This window comes from Mycolicibacterium tokaiense (assembly GCF_010725885.1).
GTDB lineage: Bacteria > Actinomycetota > Actinomycetes > Mycobacteriales > Mycobacteriaceae > Mycobacterium > Mycobacterium tokaiense.
In genome coordinates this window covers 171464-185494 of sequence record NZ_AP022600.1, presented here as the reverse complement: position 1 = coordinate 185494, position 14031 = coordinate 171464, and the positions used below count along the sequence as shown (strand labels likewise).

Genomic DNA, 14031 nt, shown 5'->3' with positions numbered 1-14031 from the left:
ACCAACGTCCGTGGTCAGTACACCTAGTCGAGCAGCCGGCGTGCCTCGCGGATCCCGCTGAGGTACGCGCCGTGCACGGTGCCGAAGAACTCCGGGTGGGTGGCCTCGCCGGCGAACAGCAGGCGGTCACCGACGGGCTCGCCCAGGGTGTCCATGTCATCGGGGCTCGATCCGACGGCGATGAAACTGTAGGAGCCGCAGGAAAATTCGTCTGTACCCCAGTGGGTCACCAGCGCACCCGTGGGTTGCGGCGCCTCTAGTGCCGCCACCACCTGCGCCACCGCCTGCTCGTCGGGCAGCTCCTCGCGTTCCCACGCCGCCTGCGCGGCGCGCAGTCCGATCAGCACCGGCTCACCGGTGACCGGCAATCCGTTCACCAGGTCCGAGACCGGCTGGTCGGTGCCCACCAGCCCGATCATCGGCACGGATTGCGGCCAGAACGGCTGGGCGAAGCGCAGCGCCACCTTGTTCAGCAGGCCGAATCCCAGCCGAGTGATGGCCGCCAGCTTGTCCGCGGGCAACGGCGGTTCGAAGGTGATGCTCTCGGCCTTCAGCACGCCCAGTGGCACCGTGACAATCACCCGCTCGGCGGTCTCCGTGCCGTGCGTGTGTTCGACGGTCACTCCCTGCGACCCGTGGGCGATCCTGGACACCACGGCGTCGGTCCGGATGTCGAGACCCCGAGCCAGGTGGGAGGAGAGCTGTGTGTAGCCGAGCGGGAACAGCACATCGGGCCCGTCGAACCCACCCTCATTGCCGAACCACCGCAGCGACAACTGTTCCGGGCCCGCGGCGTACTCCCCGGTGATCACCGACGTCACCGTCCAGGCGATCAGCGGATCCGTGAGATCGGCCAATCCGGACAGGGCGTCGGCCACCGAGGCCGAATCCGGTGCATCGGCGGTGCGGGCCGCCAGCTGCGCGCTCACGGTGCTCCACTGGGCCGCCACCCGGTCGAGGGCATCCGCACCCACCTCGCCGTCGCGGTCGTAGACCACGACGTCATCGAAGTCGGTGGCCACCGTCGCGGCGTTCACCGCGGCGGCCAGTTCGGTCAGCGGATTGTCCTGTGTGCCATGGATCCACGAGGCGCCGATGTCGATCGGTACCCCCAGCGACGTATCGGTCCAGGTGCGTCCGCCGATGCGATCACGGGCCTCCAGTACGGTGACCCGCACCCCGGCGTCGGCCAGGGTGCGGGCAGCCGCCAGGCCGGCGAATCCGGCACCGATGACCACGACATGCTCACCGGCGCCGGGCGGTTCGTCACCGGAGCACGCCGCAGTCTGCGCCGCGACGGCGAGCAGGCCGGCGCGCAGCAGGAACTCACGCCGCCCGACTCCGGCCATGTATCGAACCGTAGCCCTGCCGTCACCGTAGCGGGCGCAGTACCACCAGACCGGGCACCGACTGCACGTAGTCGAAGAACGGGGTGTCCACCACGGCGTTGTCGGCGTCCCGGGACGAGGCGTTGCGGAACACCGGGCCGGCGGGGGTGCTGATGAAGATTCCGACGTGGGTGACGTCCAGGCCACCGTCCTCGGCATAGGCACCCACATAGTCGCCGGCGCGCAACCTGCTCACCACGTCGTCGTCGACCGCCGCGCTGGGCACGTACGCCACGGTGCGTGCCACCACCGGCAGCCCGGGCAGGTACTGCTCACCGGAATCTGTCTGGTTGAGGTTCTTCGGGGTGGCGACGGCGGCGTCGGTGAGGCTCGCGGTGACGTCGCGAGCCAGCGTGGGGGAGGTGGCTGACCAGTCGGTGAAGAAGTGCCTGCGGGTGGCGAAGCTGACCACCCCGCCCGTGTACCGCACGGCGGTCAGGCTGTCGACGAACTGCTCGGGGGTGTCGGCCCGTTTGAGGGCCTCGACGTAATCGGCGTAGGTGAAACAGTCCACCCGTTGCAGTTCCGCGGTCAACTGCTCGGGAATCTGCGCCGAACCGATGAGAGTGTCTGCCCCGTAGGGGGTTCCGAGGAACTGCTCCGAGATGGTCTCCGCATCGGAGGGGCCGGGGGTGGCAGCCAGCATGGCCTGCAGGGTCTGCGTGCTGGCATCCGACATCATCGCAGGCGGGGCAGCAGCAGCCGGGGCGGTGCCACCGACGATGAGCAGTGCACACACCGTCGGCCACCAGCGGAGGCGGGGGCGGCGGTTGACTCTGCTGCGATTCACGATTTGGCTACTGTACGTGGTTGTTCTGCATGCTCGGGCTCGTCTGGTCACCGCAGTCGCTGCAGCGGTGCTGATCGTGGCCGGTTGTTCGGAGCCCCCGGCCCCGCCTGCGAGGGTCGATGCCCCGGCGCAGTTGCGTCCGCCGATGCCGCCCGTCGCGGCGCAGCCGCGCCTACCGGCCGACCCAGCGGAGCTGGTCGCCGGCCTGGTCGCCGACGAGCGGACACTGCACCACCAGGCCTCGGCGCCGCAGTGGCAGGAGGCGGCGCGACGCCAGCAGCTGGCCTACCGCCTGCTGTCCCGGCATCCGGAGTGGGATCCGGTGACCCGTACCCGGGTGCCGCCCGATCTGCGGGAGGTCTACGACCGCAACATCGATGCGCGACGGCAGCTCTCGGCGATGGGCGGCGGCAAGCCGACCCTGCCGGCGTGGCACATCATCGAGCCGCCCACGCTCGAACTGCTGATGAGTTGTTACCGGGCGGCCCAAGCTGCCACCGGGGTGGGCTGGAACTATCTGGCTGCCATCAATCTCGTCGAGACCGCTTTCGGACGCATCCGCGGTGTCAGCAGCGCAGGAGCACAGGGGCCCATGCAGTTCCTGCCCTCGACGTTCGCCCAGTACGGCCAGGGCGGCGACATCCGCTCACCCCGCGACGCCATCATGGCCGCGGGACGCTTCCTGGCGGCACACGGTTTCGCCACCGACCGGGACGCGGCGCTGTACCGGTACAACAACTCCACCCGGTACGTGCGGGCCATCACCGACTACGCCGCCGTCATGGCTGCGGATCCGGCGGCCCTGCGGACCTACCACCGCTGGGATGTGTACTACAACAGCACCGCAGGCGATGTGTTGCTGCCGGTCGGCTACCGTGCCGACGCCCCCATCCCCGTGCAGCAGTACCTGAAGGACAACCCGCAGTGAAACCTCAGTCGTCGCAGGTGTATTCGTAGGCCGGGTCGCACGAGTTGGGTGTGGGCATGGCATGCGCCTTGGTGCCCGGCACGGCCTTGATACCACCGCGTACGTCGCCCTGGGTGCCACTGGCGCGGACGTCACCCTGGACCGCCGAGGTGCGTACCTGGGTGCCCACCCCGGAGCCGGTGCTCACGGTGGACGGGTCGGCCGAGATCTTGGACGCGCCGGCCACGGCAGCACTGCCACCGAGCAGCGCGGCGCTGACGGACAGCACCGCCAACCCCGAGCAGAGCAGGTTCTTGTAGTCGAGCATCGGCTTCCTTCGTCGGTGTCGGTGCTCACCGTAACGAGGCCGGGCCGCGGGTGTCTGCCTTCCACAGCGGTCTGTGCGGTGACTCCCCGGTGGGGCACAGCCGGCCCCCAGGAACGTCAGGGCGCTCAGCCGTGCCGGCGGCGGTATTCCTCGACGGCGCCGGGGTGCAGGGCGATGTCACCGGTGAGGATCAGCGACTGCACGTCCAGGAACTGGCTGCCCACTGCCTGCGCGGGAACCAGCTGGGTCGAATCGTCGATCAGCAGATCCACCACACCCGCGGCTGCCCCGTCGGGCACATCGCGGCGGGCGAGCAGCACATTGGCCACGCCCACGGTGGTCACGGCCCCGTGGTCGCCGTAGACCCCCGCGGGCACCGGCACCGCCTCGTAGGCCGTGCCGAACCGCTGCCGCAAGACCCCCACCACGTCGCTGAGGTCCAGCAGCCGGATGGCGGTCCCGGCGGCGCCGAAGGCGGGGGTGGGCAGCCCGCCCGCCCACATCGCGGCGTCGATCGTGCCATCGGCCAGCCCACCGGCGGCGTCCTGCATGGACAGCGCGACCGCCTGTACCGCCCCGGGCTCCGACAGTCCGGCCGCGGCCAGGACCCGCTGCGACAGCGCCGCGGCACCGGATCCCGAGGCTCCGGTGCTGACGCTGCGGCCCCGCAGATCGGCCAGTGCGGCGACTGCGGAGTCGGTGCGCACCGCCACCTGGAAGTAGTTCTCGTAGACGCAGCCGATGGCCGTCACCTCCGAGCGGTACGGACTCTCGTACACGGTGTCGATCAGGCTCAACGCCAGTTCGGCGCGGCCGGCGTGCAGGGCTTCGAGGTTGTCGGCCGACCCGCTGGACTGCACCGGGGTGATGCGGTCCGTGCCGGCCCGCTGCGCGGCGGCGGCCAGCAGGCCGGAGAACTCCCAGAAGAAGCCACCCGATTCGCCCGCCGCCAGGCGCAGTTCGACGTCCGGACGGCCCTGGCAGGCCGGAAGCGCCAGGGCCGCACCCAGGATTCCCGCGCCGCGCAGGGCCGTCCGTCGGTCGAACACATTCGTAATCTAGGCGGTCAGACGAAAGCGCGGCCCTGTTCTCGGTCCAGCGCGGTCTCGGACTTGTTGCGCAGCACGAAGATGTAGACCATCAGCGAGATGAAGATCACCACGGTCACGTAGGCGATGAACCACGGGACGTGGCCACCGCCCTTGGCGGCCTGGTAGATCAGCGGCGCGGTGCCGCCGAAGGCGGAGTTGGCCAGCGCGTAGCCCAGTCCCACGCCGAGTGCGCGCACCCGGACCGGGAACAGTTCGGCTTTGACGATGGCGTTGATCGAGGTGTAGCCGGTCAGGATGACGTAGCCGACGCACACCAGCGTCAGCGAGGCTGCCACGGAAGTGGTCTGCGGCAGGAACGTGATCAGCACGTAGGTGTAGAACACCGCGCTGACGCCGAAGAAGATCAGCACCGGCTTGCGGCCCACCTTGTCGCTGATCAGGCCGCCGATCGGCTGGATGACCATCAGGAACGTCAGGCCGATCAGATTGATCCAGGTGGCGGTCATGCCCTGGTCCTCGTAGGCGGTCTTGACGATGGCAGGGGCGTTGACGCTGTAGGTGTAGAACGCGATGGTGCCACCGATGGTCACGGTGAAGCAGGTCAGCAGCGCCCGCCAGTGCTCGACAAACAGGGTGCGTAGCGACCCCGATGTCTGGTCGTCACCACGCCGCACCGCCTCGAGTTGTTCCTCGGTCAGCGATTCGTCCATGGCGCGGCGCAGCCAGAAGACCACCACCGCGGCCACGCCGCCGATGAGAAAGGCGATGCGCCAACCGAATTCCTCGATCTGCTCGCGGTCCAGGAAGGTCTGCATCACCAGCAGGGTCAGCTGGGCGAGGACGTGGCCGCCGACCAGGGTGACGTACTGGAAGGAGGAGAAGAACCCGCGCCGCTCCCGGGTCGCGGCCTCGGACATGTACGTGGCCGAGGCGCCGTACTCGCCGCCGGTGGCGAACCCCTGTACCAACCGGCACAGGACCAGGATCACCGCGGCCCACACCCCGATGCTCTCCCGACCTGGTGTCAAGGCGATGACCAGCGAACACGCCGCCATCAACGACACACTGAAGGTCAGCGCGGCGCGCCTGCCGCGGCGGTCGGCGAACCGGCCGAAGAACCACGACCCCACAGGGCGCATCAGGAAGGTGACGGCGAAGATCGCATACACGTAGATCGTGGAGTTCTTCTCGGCGGAGTCGAAGAACTGGTTCTCGAAATACGTTGCGAACACGGTGTAGACGTAGACGTCGTACCACTCCACGAGGTTGCCGGACGAGCCGCGCAACGTGTTGAGAATGGCGCGGCGGGTGGCCGCCGCTGACGACGTCGGGGTCTCCGGACCTGCCGCGGTGGTGGCCGGGTTACTCATAACAGCTCCTCTGCTGACTACGACTGCTGCCGTCCACTGTGAACGCAGTCACAGGCCGACCGGAAGCCGGTGCCGGTGTTCCTTACAGTCCCTTAGGACGAACGCGGTAGCGCCGCCTCGACCCGTAGTCCGCGGGGACGGCCGGCGGTGATGGTGAGGCGGCCGCCGGCCCGCTCGGTGAGCGCGCGGGCGATGGCCAGCCCCAGCCCGGTGCCGGGGCCGCTGGTGCCCGAGGCCCGGTAGAACCGGTCCGCGAGGTGTTCCAGTTCGGTCGGGGCCACCCCGCGCCCGGTGTCGGCGACCCAGATGTGCACACGCGAACCGTCTGCGCTGCAGCCGAGTTCGATCTCGGTTCCGGCTCCGGCGTAGGCGGTGGCATTGCTGAGCAGCACGTCGACGATGGTGCCCAGGTCGTCCGCGTCGATGGCGGCCGGCGCTGTGTGCAGGGTGGTCACGGTCATCGTCATGGCGGCCGCCGCCACGGCGTCGGACCAGGAATCGTGGCGTTCGGCCATCACGGTCACGACGTCACAGCGGGGTGGGGCCTGGTCGGCGGTGGGCGCGGATTCGGCGGAAGCGAGGGTCAGCAGGTCGGCGACCACGCCGCTGAGCCTGTCGACCTCCTGCATCGCCTTGTGGTGCGTCTCGGCGGATTTCCCCGACAGCGCCAGGCCCAGGGTGTCCAGTCGGATCCGCAACGCCGCCAACGGGTTACGGAGTGCGTGGGCCGAGTCCGCGACCATCCGCCGCTGTGCGGCCGCCGCCGCCTCCACATCGGCGGCCATCGTGTCGAAGACGCGGGCGAGCTGACGCACCTCCGGTGGGCCCGCGTAGCCGGCGGACTGCGCCGGTGGGCCCGGGTGCGCGGCCGGGGCGGGCTCGAGTACCTGGTCGCCGAGTGCGTGCACCCGTTCCGAGAGCGCGGTCACCGGTCGCACCGTCCACCGCGAGAGCACCACCGCGATCACCGTGGCCAGCAGCAGCAACCCGCCCGCACCCGCGGCGATCACCGCCCACGCCCGCCCGACGTCGGCCGCTGCCGCCGCGGTGGATGCCCGCAGCACCACCGCGCCGTCCACCTGCGTGCCGGCGCCCACCGGGACCGCGATCAGCGCATCGGGGTGCGACCACGGGCTCAGGGAGGCGGGCAGGGCGCTGCGCTGGTTGCGCAGCGCCTGCGCAACGGCGAGGTCGACGTCGTCGGAGCCGGGAGCCATGCCGGCCGAGGCCAGCGGACGCCCGGTGCGATCCACCACCAGCACCGGCTCGCCGTAGAGCCAGTGGTAGCGCGTCAGTGCCTCCTGCAGGTTGGCGCCGCCCTGATCAGCGTCGCGCGCGGCCAGACCGGCGAAGTAGGCCGCGGCCGCGAACCGGCTCTCCCCGAACCGCTGCAGCCGCTCCTGGCTCACCGTCAGAGCCAGCGGAACCGCCAGGCCCACCACCACGATGGTGGAGTACGCCAGCAGCACGAGCAGCACGCGGCGCCACATGTCAGACGCCCCAGCGGTACCCGTAGCCGCGGATGGTGGTGATCACGCCGGTGCGGCCGAGTTTGGCGCGCAGCGCGGTCATGTGGACATCGAGGCTGCGCGAGATCGCCACGTAGGCGTCACCCCAGATCGCGTCCATCAGCTGCTGCCGGCTGACCGCCTCGCCGCGACGGGTCACCAGGTAGGCCAGGAGCTCGAACTCCTTGGGGGTCAGCGTCACCTCCCGGCCGCCCACCTCGAGCCGGTGCGCACCGAGATCGATCACGATGTCGCCGGCGACGACGGTCTCGGCGGGCGGTTCGGCGCCCACGGCGTGCCGGCGCGCGGCGACCTCCAACCGGGCGCGGAGTTCGCCCAGGCGGGCCGGTTTCACCACGTAATCGTCGGCCCCGCCGCGCAGCGCCCGGACCACCGATCGTTCGTCGTCGCGTGCGGTCAACACCACCACCGGGATCTGGCTCACCGCGCGCAGCTGCCGCAGGACGGTCAGTCCGTCGGCGTCGGGCAGGCCCAGGTCCAGCAGCGCGAGGTCGACGTCGCGGTGGCCGAGTAGCAGGTCGGCGCCTCGGCGCATGCGCACCGGCGCGTGGCCGACCTCGGCGAGCGCGTCGACCAGGGCGTCGCCCACGCCGTCGTCGTCTTCCACCACTGCGATCCGCATCGACCTCAAGGTACGACACGGGTGTGCCACCATGCCGGGATGGCAGCGACATCGACAGGCGCCCGCCGGGGCCGGCCCCGGGACCCGGAGATCGAAGACCGGGTGTATGACGCCGCGGCGGAGCTGTACTCCAAGGCGGGGTGGAGCGGCTTCCGGATCGACGCGGTGGCCCGGCAGTGCGGTGTCGGCAAGGACGCGATCTACCGGCGGTGGCCGAATCGGGTGGCTCTGCTGGCGCAGGTCCTGACGGCTCGATCGCTGTACTTCGAGGACATCGACACCGGGGACACCCGGGCTGATCTCGAGGCCATGGCCGATCTCTACATCGCCCACCTGACCGGTCCCTACGGCAACATGCTGCACCAGGTTCTGGTGGATCGGCTGCACCACGCCGAGGTGCGGGAGGCGTCCGACGATTACTACCGGGTGCTGGTGCAAGCCGGCCGACGGATCGGGCGCCGTGCGGTGCGGCGCGGCGACGTGCCGGATTCCGCGGCGGCGACCCTGATGATCGACCTGGTGATCGGTGGCATCCAGAACCACATCGTCACCACGCCAAGGGAATTGCGGCCACGGATGCGGTCACGGTTGCCGCAGTTCCGGACCGCCCTGGTGCAGGCCGCCCTGGCTGGTGTCGGTGCCCGCCTCTGATTATCGGACGGTAGTCGTCTGTTAATCTCGGCGGCGGAGTGCCCGGCGGGTGAAGGAGACGGTGATGGTGGCTGCGGTGGACGATGAGGTGGCGGCGCTGCGCGCCGTGACCGCTGACCTATTGGGCAAGCACTGCACCCAGGCCCACGTCCGGGCGGCCATGGCCACCGAAGACGGCTTCGATCGCGACCTGTGGTCCCACGCTGCGCGCACCGGGCTGCACGGCCTGCTGATCGCCGAGGAGTTCGGCGGAGCCGACGCCGGGCACCTCGCGATGGGCGCGGTGATGGAGGAGATGGGGGCCGCCCTGATGGGTGGGCCGTTCCTGGCCACCGCGGTGCTGACCCCGCACGTCCTGCGGCTGTGTGCCGAGGTGTCCGAGCAGCAGGCCGTGCTGCCGCGCATCGCGTCCGGGCACCTGGTGGCCACCGTCGCCTACGCCGAGCCGGGAACCGGGGTGCCCCCGGCCTGCGCGACGACCACGGCCGCGCCCGCCCCGTCCGGGGCGTGGACCGTGACGGGGGAGAAGACCTACGTGCTCGACGCGGGCAGCGCCGAGGTGATCTACGTCTATGCCGCCACCCCCGACGGACCGGGCCTCTTCGCGGTCGATCGCGACGCCGCCGGGATGACGGTGCAGCCGCTGCGCACCGTCGACCAGACCCGTCGGCAGAGCCGAATCGATTTCGGTGACACACCCTCTCGCTTGGTCGGTGCACCGGGTCGTGTCACCGCGGCGTTGGAGCAAGCCCTGTCTCTGGTGGCGGTGGCTCTGCTGAGCGAGCAGGCGGGCGGCACCAGACGTGCCATGCAGGCGGCCGTCGACCACGCCCGCACCCGGTTTCAATTCGGCCGCGCCATCGGCAGCTTCCAGGCGGTCAAACACCTGTGCGCCGACATGCTGCTCGAGGCGGAATCGGCGATCTCGGCGGCCCGGCACGTCGCGGCGGCCTTCGATGAGGGCAGTCCGGGCGCCGCGGCGGATCTGGCTCTGGCCCAGGCCTACAACGCCGAGGCATACCTCACTGTGGCGGCGACGGCGATCCAGGTGCACGGCGGCATCGGCTTCACCTGGGAGCACCCGGCCCATCTGTATCTGCGCCGTGCCCGCACCGACGCTCAGCTGCTGGGCAGCCCGCACGAACATCGTGAGACCTACCTGCGGCTGGTGCAGCCGTGACGCGACAGGAGACGCCCGTGCCCGAGGACATCGATGCCGCCGTCGGCGAGGCACGCGCCTGGCTGGACCAGCACTGGGATCCCGACCTGGACAGATCGGCGTGGTTCGACCTCGTGGTGGACGCGGGCTGGGCCGCGCCGAGCTGGGATACGCAGTGGTTCGGCCGCGGCCTCAGCTCCGCCCGATCCCGCGCCGTGGCAGCCGAGTTCCGCAGGGTGGGTGCCCCCGGCTCGGGCCAGGACCGGATGAACCTCTGGGCCGCCACCGTGTACGCCGCCGGCTCCGATGAGCTCAAATCACAAGTGCTGGGGGGATTTCTGCGGCATCGGCTGCGCGGCTGCCTGCTCTACAGCGAGCCGGGCGCCGGCTCCGATCTGGCCGGACTGCGCACCCGTGCCGAACGTGACGGTGACGACTGGATCGTCAACGGTCAGAAGGTGTGGACATCGTTCGCGCAGAAGGCGGACTACGGGATGTTGGTGGCGCGCACCGATATCGACGTCCCCAAACACCGCGGGCTGACCTTCTTCCTACTGCCGATGAAGCAACCCGGCGTCACCGTGCGGCCCATTCACCAGATCACCGGCGAGTCCGAGTTCAACGAGGTGTTCCTCGACGACGCCCGGGTCAGCGACACCCTGCGCATCGGTGACGTCGACGCCGGGTGGGGGGTGCTGCAACTGGCGCTGGGGCTCGAACGCGCGATCATGGGCGGCTCAGCCCGCACCGAGCGCACCAAGGTCGCCGACCCCGGTGACATCCGCCGCATGAGCCTGCGTGAGCTCGCCGTCCACCTCGGCCGGTTCGACGACCCGGCACTGCGCCAGGACATCGCCCGCATCGAGGCATTCGAGGCCGTCAACCGCTGGAACCTGGCCCGCTCCAAGGCCGCCGGCAGTCAGGCCGAACGCCTGTCGGTGCTCTCGCTGAGCAAGATCGCCATGTCCCGGATCCTGCACCAGTCGGCCCGGGTCTACTTCGACCTGGCCGGCCCCGAGAGCATGCTCGAAGGCCCGGAGAACCCCCTGGGCGATGCGACCACCTTCCGCGCCCTGAACGCCTACTTCACCTCGATCGGCGGTGGCACCGACCAGATCCAGCGCAACATCATCGGCGAGAAGGTGCTGGGCCTACCCCGTGAGCCGGATCCGTTCCACGACCGGCCGTTCCGGGAGTTGCCGCACGATCAGGGCTGACGACTGGTGACCCGGCAACCCAGGCCGGGTCGGGCCGGCAGCACGAAGCGGCCGTGTTCCAGGAGCACGCCGTCGAACGGATCGTTGTCCAGCCACAGATGCAGGTCCAGGTCGGCATAGTCGGCCAGGGGTGTCAGGCTGGCGGCGGCCGTGACGGCCAGCGAGGTCTCGACCTCGCAGCCCATCATGATCGTCATCCCGACGGCGCGCGCGCCGCCGATCAGATCCAACGCCTCGATGATGCCACCGCACTTGGTGAGCTTGATGTCGATTCCGGCGCAGCGGTCGATCAGCGGCCGCAGTGAGGCCAGGTCGGTGATCGACTCGTCGGCGATCACCGGTATCGGGGAGTACGCGTGCACCTGCGCCAGCCCGGCGAGGTCGTCGGCGGCCACCGGTTGCTCCAGCAGCGTCACCCCGCAGGGGGCCAAGACCTCCTCGACCAGGTGCACGGTGTGCTCGGCGGTCCAGCCGCCGTTGGCGTCCACCCGCAGCGGAACGTCGACGGCCGAAGCGATCTCACGCACGATGTCGGCGTCGCGCGGGCTGCCGAGTTTGATCTTCAGAACCCGGTACTTCGCGGCGGCGTCCACCGCCGCGGCGACCATGGTGTCCACATCGTTGTCCAGGCTGACGGTGAAGCACAGCTCCCGCGTCTGCTGGGCATCGAGTCCGAGAAGTCGGTACAGCGGTTGGCCGACGATCTTGCCCACCAGGTCCACCAGTGCCATGTCGACGGCCGACCTGGCTGCCCGCACCATGGGCAACTGGGCGTCCAGACGCGCCAGCACGGCGCGGGCGGCGAAAGGATCCGTGCCCAGCAGCAGTGCGGCGCCGTCGAGATAATCCCGGATGTCGTCGATGGTTTCACCGCGCCACGGACCGGGGGCGGCCTCGCCGAAGCCGGTGTGGCCCTCCGCGGTGATCGAGACGAACACATTGTCGACCTCGGTGGTCAGCGAGCGCGAGATGCGCAGCGGTTGGGTCAGCCGCAGTGTCTCGGTCCAGGAATCCAGGCGCATCAGCGGTGCTCCGTCGCGTCAGCAGATCCGGTCAGGATGCGGTGCAGCACTTCGCCCGCAGCCGGGTCGCCGTCGAGGTCGGCCGGGTCGAGCACCGGCCGGGCCGCCGCGAGGTGGGCCGCCGCGGCAACCTCGACCCCCGCGGCGCGCAGCACCGCCACCGCCTGGGACTCGGGAAGGGTGTTCCACCAGCGGTGCGCCACCTGCCACCGCCCGTCGCGGGTGGCGCTGCCCACTACGCGCACGCGGGACAGGCCGCCGTCGGGCAGCGCGTGCAGCCGCAGATGGGTGGCCACCGGCAGCTCTGCGCCTGCGTCGGTGAAGCGGAAGACGTGCCGGGTGTCGGGCTGCAGATCCGTGCGTGCCAGCAGTTCTACCCACTCCGAATCCTGATGGTGGTCAGACGATTCCACGATCACCGCCGCCGACGCGTTGTAGCGGAAGTAGGCCGTGTCGATCACCAGTGCGTGCACGCGGGCCCGGGTGGCCAGCTGGAACAGCACCCAGTCCGGCCCGCGGTCGCGGTTGCGGCGGGTCTCCCAGCCGTCGCCCATGGTGCGCGCCATGTCGGGCCGGTTGAGTGATCGTGCGGGACTGTAGAACCCGTCGCTGCTGTCGGTGATGGCTGCGCCGTAGTGTGGCGAGGCCAGGTCCACGGTGCCGAGGTCGAGGTCGCGTGGATCGGTGACCGGCTCGCCGTGGATGCGCAGCCGCCCGACGCCGCCGTCCGGCCAGACGGTGAGCCGGACGTGGGTGAATCGGGTGTCATTGTGCACGGCAAAAACATTCGACTGGTCCGACGCCAGCGGTGAGTCGTCGACAATCCGTTGCCAGTCCGCGTCCAGGAGATCACCCGGGCCGGGATAGCCTTCCACACCGCAGGCTTCGACGCGGCAGCCCACGGGGTGGTTGCCGGTGAACGACGTGGTGTCGACGTCGATCGAACGAATGAGTCCCGGTGTGCCCAGGCGGATCAGCGCCCAGTCGTCACCCTCGGTGCGGCGCCGGCGGGTCTCCCAGCCGTCGACGATCTCGCCGCGCGGGCCGAAGGACCCCGGGACGAAGTTCACCGGTTCGGGGTTCAGCAGGTTCTCCTTCTCGCCGAACGCTTCGTCGCTGGCGGCCATGACGGTGCCACCGAGCAGGCGGGCAGCGAGGTCGGGAAGGTGTGGTGCGGGTGTGGACAAGTGTGGTCTCCGTGGAAGTGTGGTCGTCGCAGAGGTATTCGGTGAAACGGCGCTACAGCGAGCGCCGCAGGCCGGAGCCGATCTCGGTCGCGACCCGGCGCAGGTGTGGGGTCAGGGCCGGCATCCGTTCACTGGTCAGCCGGTCCGACGGCCCGGTCACGGTCAGTGCCATGGGCAGGGCGCCGGTGACCGGCACGGCCACACAGGACACGCCGGCTTCGACCTCGTTGATCTCGGTGGCGAAGCCGCGTCCGCGGACCACGGCGAGATCGCGGGCCAGCTGGGCCGGGGAAGCGCCGCCGGGAACCACATGCCGCTCGATGAACTCGGTGAGCTGGGCCGGGGGCAGCTGGCTCAGCAGGGCGCGGCCGGCCGCGGTGCTGCGAGCGGGCAGCCGGCGTTCGGCCTCCCGCGCCGACCGGGGTGATCCCGGCATGGTGGCCTGGGCGATGTACACGGCGTCGGCGCCCTCCAGTACCGCGAGGTCGACGTTCTCACCGGTCAGGGTCGCGAGTTCCTGTAGCGCCCCGGTGGTCTGCGCGCCCAGCTTGCGGTTGGTGGCTTCGCCGAGGCGGATCAGCGCATGGCCCAGGCCGTAGCGCCGTTCGTCGGTGCGCACCACATGGCCGCTGAGGACCAGCGTCTGCAGAAGGCCGTGGGTGGTCGACTCAGCCAGCTGCAGCTGCCGGGCCACGTCGCGCAGGCTGGCCTCGCCGCCGGCGTCGGCGATGGCCTGCAGCACTTCCAGACCCCGGCGCAGCGACCGCACGCCGGAGCTCTCGGCGCGGCCGCCACCTGTCTCGGGCATA

14 protein-coding genes are annotated in these 14031 nt (G+C 70.3%); 4 read left to right on the top strand and 10 right to left on the bottom strand.

Translation table 11 applies throughout. From position 1 onward, the window contains the following. Nucleotides 1-23 precede the first annotated feature (23 nt). Both G6N58_RS00855 and G6N58_RS00850 read right to left on the bottom strand, forming a co-directional pair. The gene (locus tag G6N58_RS00855) at nt 24-1349 is read right to left on the bottom strand and encodes an FAD-dependent oxidoreductase (protein WP_115280124.1); all 1326 of its coding nucleotides are present in this window, start codon (nt 1347-1349) and stop codon (nt 24-26) included. Nucleotides 1350-1371: 22 nt separating this feature from the next. Further along, nucleotides 1372-2178: a DUF1460 domain-containing protein gene (locus G6N58_RS00850; protein ID WP_232067679.1), complete on the bottom strand. Its 807-nt coding sequence runs from the start codon at nt 2176-2178 to the stop codon at nt 1372-1374. 16 nt (nt 2179-2194) lie between these two features. Here G6N58_RS00850 and G6N58_RS00845 point away from each other — a divergent pair, with 16 nt between their 5' ends. Continuing rightward, entirely contained in the window at nt 2195-3106 is a 912-nt protein-coding gene (locus G6N58_RS00845; protein WP_435406174.1) for a lytic transglycosylase domain-containing protein, read from the top strand. Nucleotides 3107-3110: 4 nt separating this feature from the next. Here the strand turns inward: G6N58_RS00845 and G6N58_RS00840 are convergent, their stop codons facing one another. The 5 genes from G6N58_RS00840 to G6N58_RS00820 form a co-directional block, all read right to left on the bottom strand. Further along, a complete protein-coding gene (locus G6N58_RS00840; protein WP_115280126.1) occupies nt 3111-3413 on the bottom strand; it encodes a hypothetical protein in 303 nt (100 codons plus the stop codon). A gap of 125 nt (nt 3414-3538) precedes the next feature. Then, entirely contained in the window at nt 3539-4462 is a 924-nt protein-coding gene (locus G6N58_RS00835) for a TAXI family TRAP transporter solute-binding subunit (protein ID WP_172545019.1), read from the bottom strand. A 17-nt stretch (nt 4463-4479) separates the two neighbouring features. Beyond that, nucleotides 4480-5835 carry an MFS transporter gene (locus G6N58_RS00830; protein WP_115280128.1) on the bottom strand — a complete coding sequence of 452 codons (1356 nt, stop codon included), beginning with the start codon at nt 5833-5835 and terminating at the stop codon, nt 4480-4482. A 92-nt stretch (nt 5836-5927) separates the two neighbouring features. Beyond that, nucleotides 5928-7313: a sensor histidine kinase gene (locus G6N58_RS00825; protein WP_170314323.1), complete on the bottom strand. Its 1386-nt coding sequence runs from the start codon at nt 7311-7313 to the stop codon at nt 5928-5930. Between the two features lie 13 nt (nt 7314-7326). Then, on the bottom strand, nt 7327-7986 hold the full coding sequence (locus G6N58_RS00820; RefSeq protein WP_115280130.1) for a response regulator transcription factor: 660 nt from the start codon (nt 7984-7986) through the stop codon (nt 7327-7329). Between the two features lie 39 nt (nt 7987-8025). Here G6N58_RS00820 and G6N58_RS00815 point away from each other — a divergent pair, with 39 nt between their 5' ends. From G6N58_RS00815 to G6N58_RS00805, 3 genes are all read left to right on the top strand, one after another. Then, nucleotides 8026-8637, top strand: a complete 612-nt coding sequence (locus G6N58_RS00815; RefSeq protein WP_115280131.1) for a TetR/AcrR family transcriptional regulator — start codon at nt 8026-8028, stop codon at nt 8635-8637. Between the two features lie 64 nt (nt 8638-8701). Further along, nucleotides 8702-9817 (top strand): acyl-CoA dehydrogenase family protein, encoded by a 1116-nt coding sequence (locus tag G6N58_RS00810; protein WP_115281914.1) that lies wholly within the window; start codon nt 8702-8704, stop codon nt 9815-9817. Further along, on the top strand, nt 9814-11013 hold the full coding sequence (locus tag G6N58_RS00805) for an acyl-CoA dehydrogenase family protein (protein WP_115280132.1): 1200 nt from the start codon (nt 9814-9816) through the stop codon (nt 11011-11013). Before G6N58_RS00810 ends, G6N58_RS00805 begins: the two co-directional genes overlap by 4 nt. On the opposite strand, the gene G6N58_RS00800 is transcribed toward G6N58_RS00805, so the two are convergent. The 3 genes from G6N58_RS00800 to G6N58_RS00790 are packed head-to-tail and all read right to left on the bottom strand — an operon-like array spanning nt 11004 to nt 14030. Then, nucleotides 11004-12035 (bottom strand): dipeptide epimerase, encoded by a 1032-nt coding sequence (locus tag G6N58_RS00800; RefSeq protein ID WP_115280133.1) that lies wholly within the window; start codon nt 12033-12035, stop codon nt 11004-11006. The genes G6N58_RS00805 and G6N58_RS00800 overlap by 10 nt on opposite strands. Further along, entirely contained in the window at nt 12035-13222 is a 1188-nt protein-coding gene (gene alc, locus G6N58_RS00795) for an allantoicase (protein WP_197746387.1), read from the bottom strand. Before alc ends, G6N58_RS00800 begins: the two co-directional genes overlap by 1 nt. 52 nt (nt 13223-13274) lie before the next feature. Next, complete coding sequence (locus G6N58_RS00790) at nt 13275-14030, bottom strand: IclR family transcriptional regulator (protein WP_163907808.1); 756 nt, start codon at nt 14028-14030, stop codon at nt 13275-13277. Nucleotide 14031: the final 1 nt, after the last annotated feature.

Bases quoted from the DNA above. Each gene is read 5' to 3' on its own strand.
- G6N58_RS00840 (WP_115280126.1), bottom strand. From the start codon at position 3,413: ATGCTCGACTACAAGAACCTGCTCTGCTCGGGGTTGGCGGTGCTGTCC.
- G6N58_RS00830 (WP_115280128.1), bottom strand. From the start codon at position 5,835: ATGAGTAACCCGGCCACCACCGCGGCAGGTCCGGAGACCCCGACGTCG.
- G6N58_RS00810 (WP_115281914.1), top strand. From the start codon at position 8,702: ATGGTGGCTGCGGTGGACGATGAGGTGGCGGCGCTGCGCGCCGTGACC.
- G6N58_RS00800 (WP_115280133.1), bottom strand. From the start codon at position 12,035: ATGCGCCTGGATTCCTGGACCGAGACACTGCGGCTGACCCAACCGCTG.
- G6N58_RS00855 (WP_115280124.1), bottom strand. From the start codon at position 1,349: ATGGCCGGAGTCGGGCGGCGTGAGTTCCTGCTGCGCGCCGGCCTGCTC.
- G6N58_RS00790 (WP_163907808.1), bottom strand. From the start codon at position 14,030: ATGCCCGAGACAGGTGGCGGCCGCGCCGAGAGCTCCGGCGTGCGGTCG.
- G6N58_RS00815 (WP_115280131.1), top strand. From the start codon at position 8,026: ATGGCAGCGACATCGACAGGCGCCCGCCGGGGCCGGCCCCGGGACCCG.
- G6N58_RS00820 (WP_115280130.1), bottom strand. From the start codon at position 7,986: ATGCGGATCGCAGTGGTGGAAGACGACGACGGCGTGGGCGACGCCCTG.